The organism is Paraglaciecola mesophila, from assembly GCF_009906955.1.
GTDB classification, from domain to species: Bacteria; Pseudomonadota; Gammaproteobacteria; order Enterobacterales; family Alteromonadaceae; genus Paraglaciecola; species Paraglaciecola mesophila_A.
On sequence record NZ_CP047656.1, the window covers coordinates 2,756,797 to 2,772,690 of the forward strand.

A 15,894-nucleotide genomic window follows, 5' to 3' on the forward strand; every position below is an offset into this window, starting at 1 on the left:
CAATATACATCCAACTGAACGATCGTTCAAGTTTAAAGTGAACGACTGTTCAAAATATATTGATACGCCTCGTCCATTTGGAGTCTCAAGATATGCTGCCAACGTTTAGTCACTTACGTTAAAGCCCATAGCGATAGTAGTCTTCACGGAATGCCTGACACTTAGATATGTTAAGGTCTACGGTAATGAAAATGTCGAAATTATCTTATTCTATATAGTAGGAGTACTTATGCAGCAGCATTTGTCTTGGCAAGAAACCATTCACCGCGCCTTATCTGTTCATAGGGATATCCCAAGCAGTCGTTTTTTACAGCTCGCCACTGTCGATATACACGGTCATCCTCATTGTCGAACGCTGGTATTTAGGGGATTCGATCAAGATAAAAACCAGTTGTATCTGCATACAGATAAGCGAAGTGAAAAAATTGCTCAACTTGAAAGCAATAACCAGGTTGAAACTTGTTGGTACTTTAGTGAAACCCGAGAGCAGTTTCGCATTAAAGGCCAGATAGAGTGTATTGGGCATCTTGATGCGGCTATGGAGCAGCCCACATCTCGCTCCAAGCAGCAACTGCGGCTTGCGCATTGGCAAAACTTAAGTGACGCATTACGTGAAAGCTATGGACCCAATTACAGTCATGCTCAACCAGATGAAAACTTTACTCTGCTAATAGTGCACATAACACAGGTGGATTATTTGCGCCTAGCCCCCTTGCCCCACCTACGTCTTCTTTACAGCTTAGACGAACAGGGAAAATGGCAGACAAAAGCAGGGATCCCATAAAAATCGTTACTACGGCTGACAAAAAATACTTATCAGGTAATTAAAAATTCCGACCACAATCAGTATTTAATGACAGTTGGTCAAAATAAGTACACAGTAGGATAGTAGAATGATTTGCCCAACGTGAGAAATAGACAGTGTATGCATGGTGGGCAAACCTATTTTGTCCCCCATAAAGAGGCAAGTGTATGTTGGTATTAAGATTAAACAAGTCTGGCTTACCTCAGGCTTGGATCACCATAGAAGAAGCTGCCAAATACTATTCTCAAGATCGTGTTCTATTTGAGCTAGGTGAAAGTAAGCATGTTTTACGCGGTGGTTGGAATAATCAAGGTTTACAGAGCCGCTTAACTTTGTCTTCAATCATTGGCTGTGATGGAAAAGTCACTCCACCTTCTGGCAAAGTTCCGTTGAATAACCGTTACTTGTTTCGCCGTGATAATTACCTGTGTATGTATTGCGGGCAAAAATTCCGTCTACCTGAGTTAACCCGAGATCATATTATCCCGCGCTCGAGGGGCGGTCGCGATATTTGGACCAACTGCGCATCTGCGTGTAATCGCTGCAATTGTTTTAAAGCAAATCGCACCCCAGAAGAAGCGGGGCTTTCATTAATTGCCGTTCCCTTTACACCTAATATTTATGAGCGCTTTTACCTAATGAACCGGCGCATACTTAGTGATCAGATGGTGTTTTTGGGCGGCCACTTCTCAAAAAACAGAGCGTGGGATAACGTAAATAACAAGGATAAAGTCGGCATTTAAGCTAACTTAAGGTACAAAATACGTAAAAACGCGATACTTCACTATTCGCTTGCTTCGACTTTAGTTTACACTACCCCCTTTGTTAGTTATTGCTTTGGGTTGGAGTGAAGGTAGTGGCGTTGTTGTTTGGCAATTTGATGGGTGTACTATCGGTTATTTTGTATTTTATTAATACGGTATTTTGGGTTATCCCCATTGTAATACTGTCTTTTCTTAAATTGATCCCGATAAAAATTTGGCGAACTGGGCTTTCTTATTTATTGGACGGCTGCGCAACATCATGGATCAGCGTCAACAATTTTAACCAACACATATTCAGCCGCACCAAAGTAGAAGTCACTGGTGTTGAGACCTTAACGAGAGATGATTGGTACTTGGTCATCGCAAACCATCAATCGTGGGTGGATATACTCATTCTTCAACGCGTGTTTAATCGTAAAATTCCATTTTTGAAATTTTTTCTAAAACGAGAGTTAATCTGGGTGCCATTTTTAGGCATTGCTTGGTGGGCGCTCGACTTTCCCTTTATGCGTCGCTACACCAAGTCCTTTTTAGCCAAAAATCCGCACCTCAAAGGTAAGGATTTAGAAACCACACAAAAAGCCTGTGAAAAGTTTCAGACTAAACCTGTCAGTATTATGAACTTTGTCGAAGGCACCCGTTTTACGACAGAAAAATACCGACGCCAATCCCCCTCGTTCCAGCATTTATTAAAACCTAAAGCTGGCGGTATGGCTTTTGTATTAAGTGCCATGGGAGACCAACTTCACAAATTATTAGACGTGACGATTTATTATCCTCAAGGTAGCCCCAGTTATTGGGACTTTGTGTGCGGGAAGGTGAAAACGATCAAGGTTCATGTTTCAGTTACGCCTATCAGCGACTTATTGCAAAGCGACGCATTCGCGAAAGATTACTTTGAAAACTCAGCCCAACGAGTGTTGTTCCAACGCTGGCTAAACGGTATTTGGACTGAAAAGGACAACAAAATTGAACAATTGTCGATGGAGCGGTAAAGATGTTATCTGTAATGCGCGGGCTGCTTGTATTTCCGCTTCATCTTAGCCTTCAGCTCATTAATTTGTCTTTCTGGGCCATTCTTATTATTTGCTTAGGATTACTTAAGTTTCTACTACCATTTCCCCCTATTTCCCGTGCGTTAAATCCAATGTTAGATTTTATGCTTTGTGCCTTTGGTGTGATCAGCGTACGTCTTATTCGACTTTTTAACCCCGTAGAGTTTGATATTCAAATTGACGGTGAATTGAGTAAAAAGCATTGGTATCTCATGATGCCAAACCACTTGAGTTGGCTAGATATCATTTTACTGGTCGATTTCGCGGCAGACAAAATTCCTGCACCTAAGTTTTTTCTTAAGAAGGAACTGATTTGGTTACCCTTTGTTGGTCTTGGGGCATGGGCCTTAGATATGCCGTTTATGCAAAGATATAGCCGTGAATTTATCGAGAAAAACCCACACTTAAAAGGTAAAGATATACAAACTACTAAGCGGTCATGTGAAAAGTTTAGAACCTGCCCCACTACTGTGATTAATTTCGTAGAAGGAAGCCGTTTTACCCCGCAAAAGCATCAATTACGTAACAGCCCATTCAGCCATTTACTGCCGCCAAAAGCCGGTGGCATCGCGTTTACGCTTGCTGCAATGGGCGAGCTTTTTACAGGCATTTTAGATGTTACCTTGATGTATCCTGACAATGCCAACAAGCCCATGCTTGATATGCTCGCGGGGCGTTTAGGTAGAGTCATTCTTCGTGCAAACGTCACCCCAGTGCAACCTGACATCATCGGTGACTATTTTAATGATGAAGGGTTTAAAACGGATTTTCAAAGCTGGTTAAACTCGCAATGGGCAAACAAAGACCTGCAAATAAAGCAGTTATCTGGAGGTAAATAAGTGGAAAAAAGCGCTCAATTAAGTGGGTATATTATTCAAGGTTATCAGCACCTTGGGCTCGCTGTAAGTAACGATGGTGCTATTTTTGCGATTACTGCGGTAACACTATTACTGTGTTTAGCCTGGCTCAGTTTCCGTTTAGTTCGCGTACTGTTAACAGGCCGTTTAACGCGGCTGATTTTCAATAGTAAAAACACCATAGACGACGAACTGCATGAGCATGGTGTGTTCAGACGTATTGGTCATATTGTGCCTGCCATGGTGATTTATCTATGTAGCAATATGTTAGTCGAAGATCCTATCCTGTACGCCGCGCTACAAAAAATCGCCATCATTTATATGCTAGTGGCTGCGGTTGCTGCGAGTAGCGCCCTGCTCAACACAGTTGAAGACATATATAACGCATCAGAGCTGGCTAAACGTGCACCTGTTACCGGTTTTATTCAAGTAGGTAAACTGTTCGTTGTAATAGTGGCAGGTCTGCTTATCATCTCGAATTTACTCGATAAATCGCCGCTGCTTTTACTCTCTGGGTTGGGCGCAGTCACTGCGATTCTTTTATTGTTATTCAAAGATACAATTCTTGGTTTTGTCGCGGGTATTCAGATTGCCGCTAATCGCATGGTGAATACGGGAGACTGGGTAGAGCTGCCTAGATATGGTGCCGATGGCACGGTACTTCAGGTTGGTTTAACGACAGTGAAAGTACAAAACTGGGATAAAACCATTTCCACCGTGCCAACATACAGCTTGATAAGCGACTCCATGAAAAACTGGCGCGGCATGTCTGAGTCTGCGGGGCGACGCATTAAACGCTCAATATACATTGATGTAAACAGCATTAGGTTCTGCGATCAAGAAATGCTCGACGACTTTCGAAAAATTCGTTTTATAAATCAGTATATAGAAAAGAAGCGTGCAGAATTAGATGCTTATCATCTTGAGCAGAAGATCGATATTCAAGATTTGCTAAATAGTCGGCGTTTAACAAATATAGGTACATTACGCGCTTATTTAGTTTCTTACTTGCGTCATCATCCCAGTGTTAACCAAGATATGACCCTAATGGTAAGGCAATTACCACCTACTGAGTTGGGATTACCGTTAGAAATCTACTGCTTTAGTGCCAACAAAGATTGGATCGCTTACGAAGGGATTCAGGGGGACATATTTGATCATGCACTGGCCATGTTGCCAGTTTTCGGATTGCGGGCCTATCAACGTATCAGTGACAGGCCTCACTAATCCTAGGTAGCTATCATAATCGAAAGTATACCTTTGACTGTTGACAGTTAGCCTACGGTCAATGCGTATACGAATAACAAGAATAACACTACACCAGAGACACCGAAAAAGCCGTACTCAACACGGGATTTCATTACATCTTCCTGTTGTACAGGTTGAGCAATAAAACCCATGATAATACTGGTAACACCCAATACAAACGCCACTAAACCAAAACCAAACAAGATTGCATCAGTCCAATTACCCATTACTCTTCCTCAACATCAAAAAATCAATCTAAAAGCCCACAAAAATAGTGGCGGAATTATATACCAAATTAATCCAGAAAACATAGGCTGGTGAAAATGCCTAACTATTAGCTTTTTTGCTAAATAAGCGTACTAAAAAGCAAAGTACGCTCCCTACAAAAATCATAACTCATTGTATTTATAGATTTTTTAATCTTGGCCTAGGCTTTGCTCTATCCTATAAAAGAACGATTCATCTCGTCAGATGACAAAACAAAATTGAACTTAAAAGGAAAAAGGTTATGCATAAACTTATATTTTGTACCGCCCTACTCTTTAGCAGCATGGCTGTCTCCGCCGAACAACAGTGTGATGTGGAATTTGATGGTGTCATGCAGCTAGAAGACCAAGTGTTGACGCTAACCACTACACAAGATGACAAAATTGTTATCAATCAAAGTAAACAGCTTTGGGTAAACGGCACAAAAACACAACTTAACGTTAACCAACAAGCACGCCTAGACGAGTTCTATAACAGTATCCACTCAGTAGTCCCTATGGCTGCTAATATCGCTTCTGACGCAATTGAATTGGCACGTTATGCTTTGCATGAAACCTTTACTCAGCTACTGGGAGAAAACAATTCGGTTGTCGATGACATTAGCGCGCAGTTAGGTGAGCTAAAACGTGAGCTTGACCGCAGCTTTTACAGTGATGATGGCTCAATAAACTTAAACTCGGCTCATTTCGAAGACGGCGAATTTTTAAGTGGAGGTTTTGAGCAAAAGTTCGAGCAAGCCATAGAAACCATTGTCGCCCATTCTATAGGGCAAATAATGATCGCCATCGGCAGCGAACTCATATTCAGTGACGGGGATGTGGATGATTTTGAACAACGCATGGAAACCTTTGCTGCAAACATTGAACAAAAGTTCGAGCATCAAGGTGAAGCCTTAGAAGCGCGAGCCGAAGTACTTTGCGCCAGTTTAGCCAACATAGATCGTTTGGAAGAAAAACTGCAAAATGAAGTACCGCAACTTGCGAACATGGACGTACTTCAGGTAAAACACTACGCAATGTAATTATATCAAGTCCACTTATTCTGTTAAGCCAACTATGAAAATAACTATTTTTGGTGGAGGCTGGTTAGGCCAGCCCCTCGCCACTCGATTAAGCAGCAACGAATTCAGAGAAAAAAACGAAGGCGCCTCTGTTGAGGTAAAAGTCACCTCTCGCAGTGAACAGCGGCTCAACAGCCTCAGAAATGACGGTATTAATGCCCTGCCATTTACGCTTGGCCAATCCCTCGCTGAACATGTTAATAAAGTAACCTTATTGGATAACGATCTAGTTATTATTAATATTCCGCCTGGGCGCAAAAATTTAGCGAAGAACCCACAAGCCAGCGCTGAGTTTGTTCGCAATATGTGCGAACTTATTCAGCGTACAAGCATTGAACATAAAGCGAAAATCGTCTTTATCAGCACAAGTGCGGTGTACGGTAGTGTCCAGGGGGAAATCACCGAACTGAGCCCCTTAAACCCTGCCACAGAGTCAGCTCGCGCGCACCAAGCTATAGAAAAATATATATGCCACAATATTCCTCAAACAGCCTGTATTTTACGTCTCGCTGGGCTTGTTGGCGCTGATCGACATCCCGGCAAGTTTTTAGCAGGCAAACAAGGTTTGGCTGCAGGCAGTCAAAAAATTAATTTGGTCCACCAGCGGGATGTTATAAACGCAATTGAAAAGATAATACTAAATGATGCGTGGGGGGAAACGTTGCTGTTATCGTCAACTGAACACCCCACTCGAAAAGCCTATTATAGTTGGGCGGCAAAGCAGCTTAACTTAACGCCGCCGACGTTTTCTGCTGAAGAGCAAGAGCAGCCAGGCAAACACCTTAATCCTGCGTACACCTTGAGAAAGCTCAGTCTGTCTCTCGCATACCCAAGTCCTTACGATATGCTATGACATTCGTAAATGTACGAATGTTGCAGCCTTTAATACCAATTCCACTAAATAATTAACCACTCAGCGAAAATTTAAAAGGGCTTAATCAAGGCGCTTAAATGATAGCTCTTTATTAAAAACTAACCTGTGCTCTTTCGAGTTTGAGCAACACCGAGTAAGTCCTTTTAAAATTCGCCCGAAGGGAATTCCCCAGCGGGTTTTGCACTGCGTTCTCGGTATTTGAAAGGGAACAACCATTACTGCACACCGACGTCTTGTTCAAAACCCGCTGGATGAATTCTGAGAGGCCAATTATTTAATGGAATTGGTATAAATAGCCAAATACAGTGCGTATTTGGCTCTGTAAGTTAGCCTATTAAAGCTTGCCCAAAATACTTCAGCGCCACCGTATTAATAAACACCAAGAATAGAATAACCGGAATGAAGGTGCCTAAGGAAAAGTTAACATATCTCTCAAACCAGCTGTTGGCAAACTTCGGCGAACCTAAATCCAGTTCAGTGTTCAGGTTGCTCTTCTTCCAACGATAAATAACAAACAAACACACCAGAAGGCCGTTAAAGGGTAAAATCGTATCGTAGAATACGTCGATAATGACATCAAATACTGACTTTGTTTGGCCTGCGTAACTGAGAAACTCTGTAAAGAAAGTAGAAATACCAAAAGACGTCGCTGCCGCAATTGACATCACCACCAGCAGTCCTCCTAATATCGCCAAAGATTTCTTACGGCTATAACCTTTATCTTCCATTAACGCGGAAACGGGTACTTCAAAAATTGACACCAAAGAGGTGATCGCAGCAAAAAACACCAACAAAAAGAACAAACTCGCCACAATACTCGCGCCTGTGTAGCCAATAGTGGCTTGTAGAGCCAAGAAAATCTTAGGCAAGAAGGTAAAAATCATCCCTACAGATGAATCACTTAGGCTTTCAGTATTGGTATTCGGATTGAATGAAAACACCGCAGGCAAAATTAACAGACCGGCAATAAAAGCAACGGCGGTGTCCATCAACCCTACTAGTTTGGCTGAGCCAGGTACGTCAGCGTGCTTGTCGAGATATGAGCCATACGTCAGCATAATCCCCATACCCAGAGATAACGAAAAGAATGCTTGAGATAAGGCGGCGCTTACTACAGCAGCGTCAATTTTGGTAAAATCTGGGATAAGATAATATTTTACCCCTTCAAATGCGTTATCTAGAGTAAGTACAAAAATAACCAAGCCGATTAGCATGACAAAGAGCGTTGGCATCATCAGTTTAGCGGCTTTTTCAATGCCCTGTTTCACCCCACCTTGTAAGATCATATACACGATGATCAGTACGCCTATCATGTAGTAAAACAGTTCGTAACCATTTATAAATATCCCAAATGTACTGGGGTCAGCCAACACATCAAGGTTACCTAATATACATTGCACTAAGTAGCCGAAAATCCACACGGTAAGCACCAGATAGAAAATGGCGATCATAAAAGGCGTAATAGTGGCCAACCAGCCCGCTATTTTCCAATGGCGTTGACCACCGGATAAGTCATTATAAGCACCGAGCGGATCCTTACGACTTGCTCGACCAACCGACATTTCGGCTAACATCACGGGTAAACAAACGAAGGCAACGAAAATGGCATACATCAGCAAGAAAGCACCGCCACCATTTTTTGTTGCAGCAACCGGAAAACCAACCATATTTCCGATACCCACAGCTGAACCAGCAGCGGCGAGTATAAAACCTAAACGAGAGCCAAACTGTTCGCGAGGTGCGCCCATAAAGACATCCTTTATTGTTGTTATCTATTTTTATAATAATAAACGGATGTTAACAGCAGATAATTAAAAAGTCTTCGCTCAGATGTATTCGCACAATAGCTGACATGTACAAAATATTTACAAGTTGTAAATCAAGAAGATTACCAAGGGATCTCTTTGCCGTCCCAATCTATAAAGTATGGGCCTTTCTCCGCTTGAACCTTGTTTAGCTGCATGAGTAGGCGACTAACACTGAATTCACAGGTGAATAACTTCTCTGGTTTTACATTATTCTGGAAAGGTTTTGATAGCGCAGTGTCGACTGTGCCTGGGTGATAACACACCAAGGTCACGTTTTTAGCGCGCCTTTGGTATTCAACTTGTGCGGTTTTAATCAGCATATTAAGCGCCGCTTTGCTCGCACGATAACCGTACCAACCACCCAAACGGTTATCTTCAATACTGCCCACTCTTGCGCTTAAAAAACTAACATCAGACGACAACGGGCCTTGCACCAAAGGTAACAAATAGCGCAGCCAAAGTGCAGGTATGACAGTATTGGTGTCAAAATACGCGCTAAGCATATCTGCTGAAAGTTCTTCTAAGCGTTTCTCAGGGTGTAATTTCACTCCGTCGGCGCTTGAGCCATGCAATACGCCGCTACAACATATCACCCGGGTAAACTGCCCCGTATTTTCAAGCTCTTGGCAAAACGATTTGACTAACTGCTCTTTACTATAATCGAGCTCTACGAGCTTGGCACCTGATATAAATTTTGAAATATCCGCTACTGGCTTATGCTTAATGTGACGAGACACGCCAATCACTGTTTTATGTTGACCGGTGGCTAGCAACTGCCTAAACACTTCGCGACCTAACCCGCCTGACACACCAATGACCAGCGCATTGCCTTGAACCGTCATAGGTGACGACTCTTATCTTTCTCCGATGGTACAAAGCACGTTGTACACCGTTTCTGTCCTGTGAGTAAATACGAAATAGTGTAGCGATTACGCGCAAAGAATGCGTAAAGCCCATCAGCAAACCAGCGTATAACTGGCCAGCGCAACCAGCTATAGAGCCATCCTTTGCCCACTGTTTCCCAAGCGAGGTAAGTTGCGTCTAAGCCGGTAACTAACTCTCCATTCTCTTTTTGCACGTGAATACGCGCATTAAGGGCATCCCAGCTCAGGGCTGGATATTGTTGGGTAAAATTTGTCATTTGGATATCAATAAACTGAATAAACTGCTCAGTGTCATATGCCTTTAGCTTTTTCATTTCAGCCGTGCACAGGGGACAAAATCCGTCATAAAATATCTTTATTGTCATTCCTACCTCTGCGGGTGAGACCGTGTAATAGAAGTTGTTACGTCTACAAAGAAAAAATAGTTTACTCATCAGCCTTGAACCCACTGAACAACGTAACCACATTAAAGGTTTACCAATTTAAGTGAGATAAGTCATGGCAAATATTCAACAAGCTACTTTAGGCGGCGGCTGTTTTTGGTGTTTAGAATCAGCATTTAACACAGTAGATGGCGTCGAACTAGCCGTCAGTGCCTATGCCGGTGGCCAAACTCAAGATCCAACTTATGAATCGGTTTGTAGTGGTCAAACTGGCCACGCTGAAGTAGTTAGAGTCAATTTTGATGCTGACAAATTAAGCTACAGAGAGGTGTTAGAAATTTTCTTTGCTCTACATAACCCCACACAATTAAACCGACAAGGCAATGATGTGGGCACTCAATATCGCAGTGCCATTTTTTATCATGATGAGCATCAAAAAGCGGCCGCAGAGGAAATAATACAAGAAATAAGCGACGAGAAAATCTGGCCCGATCCTGTGGTAACAGAAGTCACTGAGCTAAACAACTACTTTCAAGCTGAGGATTATCACCAAGATTATTTTAGCAATAATCCGCAAAATCAATATTGCAATATGGTCGTTGCGCCCAAACTGGCCAAGTTTAAAAAAACCTTCGCCAGCCGTTTAAAAAGCATTTAACGCTCGTTACCCCCTAAGGTAAACCACGCGTCTTGAATGGGTAAGTCAAATAACAAAGGCGCCATTTTTTCGTATTTGGCGCGATTTTGTTCACAGCTAATATTATTTAAGTACACTTTCTTCCAAGGGTCGTTCACCATCCACAAAGTGTCATCAATAATGGTTAACCCTTCAATCGAAGCGTTATCCATTGGCTCCCAGGCGGAACATATATCATCAGGCTCATTCACTGAGGCATAAAAGCCGAGATTTATAATTAGCGTTTCATGTTGACCCGTAACGTCAATCAGCCAGAGTTTTTCATCATTCCTAGCTGCGGCGAACAAGTATTCATGTCCATCACGCTCATATAATTCTAAGGCATTAATGGGATGATTACCGTGCTTAAAAGCCGGCAATTTCACTTTGCTATCTTCAACTACAATAAACCTATCGTGCAGCCAAGTATCTTGATTGAGAGTAGTGGTAAAAATACGCGCTCTATCTTGTGCGTCTCTTTCTAGAGCAAAATACAATCGCCCATCTTGGCTTAGGGCTAATCCTTCAATCCCGTCATTTGGATAATTCCCTAGATTAAACGAAGGTGAAAACTTTAATGGCCGTGCATGGGTCATAAGAACAGAATTATCTTTTTGTACTTCAAGGCGAATGAGTACGAACGGGTAATCCACCGAGCCAGACTGACCATATTGATTAACACAGCTTTCACTCAGCCCCTTATAACTGCTGGCATCTTCTGTAATCGTCAGAAATACCCCTGGCTCATCAGGAACGGCTACCAACGCCTCTAAATCAGGATTACCTTGTATATAGCCCGCAAAACAGCTGTCTTTAAGACTATCATTTAACGACAGCATCATCTTCTTATCTGAGAGCTTAGCAGTGTCCGGGGATATTAGGTGAAGCTGCATGCGCTGGGAAACATCGGCGCTTCTGTCACTTATTGAAACAAGTTTATCATTCCATACAGTTAAGCCTGAAGTTTGCGGATCAATCATCACATCACCATTTGGTTCAGTGATCCACCGGCCTTTCAACATCATGGTTCCGTCAGCAATTTCGGTATTTTTATCCAATTCAACTGGCGCTACATCAGCCGCCTGCTGCACTTTTCCACAGCCCAACAATGCCGTCGCAATCAGTCCCAACACCAAATATTTATGCTTCATGCATATTCCAGCTCAATCATTTTTCTATGTTTTATAAGTAGATAAGGCCTCTTGGTCAATAGTTCATGGGATAAAAATAAAATTTCTTGTAAAAAACGCGAGATATTCATAGCGTCATCAATACCTGTCAACTTATTCGTTATCCACGGCTTGGCTGCATCACAAATCCATAGTGATAATCCCGCCAAGGTAAGGTGTACTGAAACAAAGGAGCTGTGCCCCAAGAATCTGTTCCTGCTACACCACGCTGTTTGTAATCAATATTGATAAATACCCGCTCATGTTTGGTTAATTCATGTGGATGTAAGCCGCGTTTTTCAAACTGGTCGTATTCGTGTACGTCATAACGCTGGGCGCCAAAGCCGATTTGGTTCAATCCTTTGAACGTTAATCCCAATCCATTTGCATCATGAAACGTCACATAACGCACATCACTACGATAGCCATTTTCTTGAGGGCGAACGTAAGGAAACGCCAATTCATCTACCGACATTGCATAATGTCCAACAAATGCCGACGTTTTTCGATCCCAATAGTTTTCGTGGGGGCCGCGGCCAAACCATTGAACCTGTTCAAACTGAGTAGGCATTTGCACCAGACTACCAATACGTGGCAAGGCACTGTGAAATTGATGAGGTGCTGCATAAAACCAAATATCAAAGGTAACACTGCCACCAGTGTCCATTTTGTAGTGACTCAAATAACGACTTTGCACGTCCTTCAGGTAATGTTCTGTTGTTATTTCAAGCCCACAAATATGCCCATTATTATCTTTTAGTGCCGCCCAGTTACATGTGGTCAGCTCAATATTCTGCCCAGCATACTGCCAATCTTTGGCTTTTTCAGGGAAACCTTCCCCGAAGTCATTATCGGTAGGAGCACGCCAAAACTCTGGACGAATAGGGTCAAGCAGCATCGCTTGGTTTTGCAAGTGATACTCGCTGATTAAACCCAATGCCAAATCAAAATGAATAGAAAAATCAGCTCCGCTGTATATCAGTTGTGAATCCGAATCACTTATTTGCAACTGGTCGATTTTTTCAGCGGTATCTTGCGGTAAATCTACAGCACAAGATAAGTGCTCAAGGGGTATCTGACTGCGAGCAACAGTAAAACCTGCGGGCACCATGTCAGAGCTGGTTTTGCTAATAAAGGCAAAGTTGGCGAAATACTCAGCCTCAGGCAATGTATCTAGCTTAATAGGTAAACTAACATCTGCCGTTGCTTGCGCCAAAATGTCCAAGGTATCAATAACCCCTTGCTGAACGACATGACCATTTTCTTCGATATGCCAATGTAGCGACACATCGGATAAATCAGTAAAGTATCGCTTGTTTTTTACTTTAATTGACTGCTTTTCAACATCAAAAGCATCGACACACATATGCTGATAAACCGCCTGTACTTCGAATGCGTGGGGATTTGGCGTTCTATCTGCCGCCATTACGCCATTGGCACTAAAATTACCGTCGTGATACATACCCGGCGATTCCATGTCTCCACCATAGCCCCAATATGGCGTACCGTCTTTTGTGGTCAAAGCAAAGGTTTGATCTACCCAGTCCCAAATAAACCCCCCTTGCAGAAGCGGATATTTTTCGATCACTTGCCAATAATCAGCAAGGTTACCCATAGAATTGCCCATGGCGTGTTCGTACTCGCATAAAATGAGCGGACGGGTTTCACCAAGTTGAGCATAGTGCTCAAGCACAGGGATAGGCGCATACATCTGACTATACATATCAGTATGGCGGCGTAACTGCGCCTGCTCTGACATGACAGGCATACTGGTTTTACTTTTCAGCCAGTCGTACAACGTCTCCATATTCGGCCCGTCACCCGTCTCATTGCCAATTGACCATATCACGACGCTGGGGTGGTTTTTATCTCGTTCATACATGTTAGAAACACGATCTAAGTAGGCGCCTTTCCAGTTAGGCATATTACCCATATGTCCTTTCGGGTCGTAAGCAATCGCTTGATTCGCAGCGCCAATACCATGAGATTCAATATTGGCTTCATCGACAATATACAGACCGTATTCATCAGCCAATGCGTACCAATAAGGGTCATTTGGATAATGCGAGGTACGCACAGCGTTGATATTAAACTGTTTGAGCAACTGCATATCTCTGCGCATAGATTCGCGGCTGATGACATGCCCTGTTACCGGGTCATGATCATGGCGGTTTACCCCTTTGAATAATACGGGCTGGCCGTTAATTAACACGTTGCCATTTTTCAGTTCACTGCTGCGAAAGCCCACGCGCGAGTATATGTGCTGAATTGTCTGCTGCTTAGCAGTTACCACTGTCAATTCAAGTTGATACAAGTAAGGCGTTTCAGCACTCCACTTAGCAACATGCTCAATTTTGCCAGCAAAGTGTAATTCAGCAGAATGCCCATTTAAGTCTATTACAGGCTCTACTTGCTCGAAGACAACGGCCATTTCAGCGTCAAGTAAACGCGCGCGCACTTTACAGCCTTGCTCGCTATTTTCTTGTTCAGTCAAATGAGACTGCATACTAACGCTTAGTGCAAACTCACCATGCAAGTAGTCACTGTCTAGTGTTGCTAGCGCATGAAAATCTCGCACCCGTATTTTAGGTGTGCAATACAAATACACATCGCGTTCAATTCCAGACAATCGCCACATATCTTGTAGCTCAAGATACGTGCCGTCAGACCAGCGATAGACCTCCAGCGCAAGTACATTGTTTCCAGCTTTTACGTATTGCGTGATATCAAATTCAGCTGGTGTCTTAGAGTCTTGTGAATAGCCAACTTTATGACCATTCACCCATATATAAAATGCTGACTTAACTGCCCCTAGATAGATAAACACTTGTCTATCTGTCCAATTATCAGGCAAGACAAAATCGCGACGATATGACCCCACAGGGTTGTTATCCGCAGGCACTTCACCAGCAATCGGGTGACTGGCAAAATCGACCGCCATATTAATATAGTTGGCTGCCCCATAACCCAATAATTGCCAGTTACCTGGCACAGCAATTTTGTTCCAATTGCGGGTATCAAAATCAGGCTTGAAGAAATCTTTCGGTCGCAAATGCGGGGCTTTTACCCAATAAAAGTCCCATTTCCCATTGAGTTTAAAATAGTCTTGAGAATCAAACGGCATATCCACATATTGCTGTGGATCATGAGAAAAACTATAAAATGAGGCTCGCGCTGGCTCTTTGTTAATTGCGAAGACCTTCGGGTTTTGCCAATCTGGGACAGTCGAAGATTCAGTAGATGTCATAGCAAGTGGCTCCAGTATCGAGTAAGCAAAAGTAATAAAAAGACAAATAGACGCAAACACCAGCTCCTCGTTGTATAAACAGCGACTGGCGTTCAAAACCCACATCTGAACACAGCTGGTATTGCCAAGCTGCTTCAGTGTAAATAATATTAATATTACATATTAAAGTGCTTACTCACGAGTCAATAGACAAATTAAATCCTCTTGGTACATTGGGAAAATCAATGAAATACTGAGCAACAATCAAGTTCTTATTCTAAGGGGTCTCAAATGAACGTGCGTACACGCCAAAAAACAACACGATTAATGTCAATTTTTTTTATATTAAGCTGCGTAACCCTCCTTGCTTCACGCACCCATGCTCAGCCAACGAATAATCTTGATCGCATTGCTAATTTTATGGCTGCGTACAATGAACATGATATTAATGGCATGCTGATAAATATGACCGAAGACGTTAAATGGCTTGGAGTAGCTAACAACCAGCTAATTGTTGAAACCGCAGATAAAAAACAACTACAAAGTGCGATGCAAGCACATTTCAAAGCGCAGCCTCATGCTCGCTCCCGCATTAAAGACAGTATTGAGCTGGGTAATACCGTTGCCGTAATAGAAGAGGCGTTTACTGAGCAACATCAAACTGGAACGTCACAATGCGCTATGTCTATCTATCAGCTTAGCGACGGCCTTATAAGTAGCATCACCTATTACGCAGCGGCAAAGTGTTAGTCATCTCTCCTGCGTAGCAAAAAAAGTACAGACACAAAGTGTCATCAAGCCTAGACCATTGCATGGCA

The 15,894-nt window shown here is 42.7% G+C and carries 15 protein-coding genes; 9 read left to right on the plus strand and 6 right to left on the minus strand.

The features are described 5' to 3' along the window. The first annotated feature begins 229 nt into the window (after positions 1-229). The 5 genes from FX988_RS11815 to FX988_RS11835 all read left to right on the plus strand — a co-directional run bounded on the left by FX988_RS11815 (position 230) and on the right by FX988_RS11835 (position 4,708). Positions 230-784, plus strand: a complete 555-nt coding sequence (locus tag FX988_RS11815) for a pyridoxamine 5'-phosphate oxidase family protein (protein ID WP_160180043.1) — start codon at positions 230-232, stop codon at positions 782-784. Positions 785-972: 188 nt separating this feature from the next. Then, positions 973-1,548, plus strand: coding sequence for an HNH endonuclease (locus FX988_RS11820; RefSeq protein ID WP_160180044.1), 576 nt, complete (start codon positions 973-975; stop codon positions 1,546-1,548). Between the two features lie 113 nt (positions 1,549-1,661). Continuing rightward, positions 1,662-2,564, plus strand: a complete 903-nt coding sequence (locus tag FX988_RS11825) for an acyltransferase (protein ID WP_160180045.1) — start codon at positions 1,662-1,664, stop codon at positions 2,562-2,564. A gap of 2 nt (positions 2,565-2,566) precedes the next feature. Beyond that, positions 2,567-3,463, plus strand: coding sequence for an acyltransferase (locus tag FX988_RS11830; RefSeq protein WP_160180046.1), 897 nt, complete (start codon positions 2,567-2,569; stop codon positions 3,461-3,463). After that, positions 3,464-4,708: a mechanosensitive ion channel family protein gene (locus FX988_RS11835; RefSeq protein WP_160180047.1), complete on the plus strand. Its 1,245-nt coding sequence runs from the start codon at positions 3,464-3,466 to the stop codon at positions 4,706-4,708. Positions 4,709-4,755: 47 nt separating this feature from the next. Here FX988_RS11835 and FX988_RS11840 read toward each other — a convergent pair whose 3' ends face one another. After that, positions 4,756-4,956, minus strand: a complete 201-nt coding sequence (locus FX988_RS11840) for a hypothetical protein (protein WP_008302950.1) — start codon at positions 4,954-4,956, stop codon at positions 4,756-4,758. 281 nt (positions 4,957-5,237) lie between these two features. Between FX988_RS11840 and FX988_RS11845 the strand changes: the two genes are divergently transcribed. Then, the gene (locus FX988_RS11845; RefSeq protein ID WP_160180048.1) at positions 5,238-6,017 is read left to right on the plus strand and encodes a DUF2884 family protein; all 780 of its coding nucleotides are present in this window, start codon (positions 5,238-5,240) and stop codon (positions 6,015-6,017) included. A 34-nt stretch (positions 6,018-6,051) separates the two neighbouring features. Continuing rightward, positions 6,052-6,909: an NAD-dependent epimerase/dehydratase family protein gene (locus FX988_RS11850; RefSeq protein ID WP_160180049.1), complete on the plus strand. Its 858-nt coding sequence runs from the start codon at positions 6,052-6,054 to the stop codon at positions 6,907-6,909. Positions 6,910-7,256: 347 nt separating this feature from the next. Here FX988_RS11850 and FX988_RS11855 read toward each other — a convergent pair whose 3' ends face one another. The 3 genes from FX988_RS11855 to FX988_RS11865 all read right to left on the minus strand — a co-directional run bounded on the left by FX988_RS11855 (position 7,257) and on the right by FX988_RS11865 (position 9,987). Continuing rightward, entirely contained in the window at positions 7,257-8,678 is a 1,422-nt protein-coding gene (locus FX988_RS11855) for a sodium-dependent transporter (protein ID WP_160180050.1), read from the minus strand. A 140-nt stretch (positions 8,679-8,818) separates the two neighbouring features. Beyond that, complete coding sequence (locus tag FX988_RS11860) at positions 8,819-9,580, minus strand: SDR family NAD(P)-dependent oxidoreductase (protein WP_160180051.1); 762 nt, start codon at positions 9,578-9,580, stop codon at positions 8,819-8,821. Next, positions 9,577-9,987 (minus strand): thiol-disulfide oxidoreductase DCC family protein, encoded by a 411-nt coding sequence (locus tag FX988_RS11865; RefSeq protein WP_160180052.1) that lies wholly within the window; start codon positions 9,985-9,987, stop codon positions 9,577-9,579. Before FX988_RS11865 ends, FX988_RS11860 begins: the two co-directional genes overlap by 4 nt. 133 nt (positions 9,988-10,120) lie before the next feature. Between FX988_RS11865 and msrA the strand changes: the two genes are divergently transcribed. After that, positions 10,121-10,663, plus strand: a complete 543-nt coding sequence (msrA, locus tag FX988_RS11870) for a peptide-methionine (S)-S-oxide reductase MsrA (RefSeq protein WP_160180053.1) — start codon at positions 10,121-10,123, stop codon at positions 10,661-10,663. Here msrA and FX988_RS11875 read toward each other — a convergent pair. Both FX988_RS11875 and FX988_RS11880 read right to left on the minus strand, forming a co-directional pair. Continuing rightward, positions 10,660-11,832 (minus strand): esterase-like activity of phytase family protein, encoded by a 1,173-nt coding sequence (locus FX988_RS11875; RefSeq protein WP_160180054.1) that lies wholly within the window; start codon positions 11,830-11,832, stop codon positions 10,660-10,662. The two genes, msrA and FX988_RS11875, sit on opposite strands and share 4 nt — an antisense overlap. Positions 11,833-11,971: 139 nt before the next feature. Next, on the minus strand, positions 11,972-15,097 hold the full coding sequence (locus tag FX988_RS11880) for a glycoside hydrolase family 2 TIM barrel-domain containing protein (RefSeq protein WP_160180056.1): 3,126 nt from the start codon (positions 15,095-15,097) through the stop codon (positions 11,972-11,974). Between the two features lie 270 nt (positions 15,098-15,367). Between FX988_RS11880 and FX988_RS11885 the strand changes: the two genes are divergently transcribed. Continuing rightward, the gene (locus tag FX988_RS11885) at positions 15,368-15,826 is read left to right on the plus strand and encodes a nuclear transport factor 2 family protein (RefSeq protein ID WP_160180058.1); all 459 of its coding nucleotides are present in this window, start codon (positions 15,368-15,370) and stop codon (positions 15,824-15,826) included. Positions 15,827-15,894 lie beyond the last annotated feature (68 nt).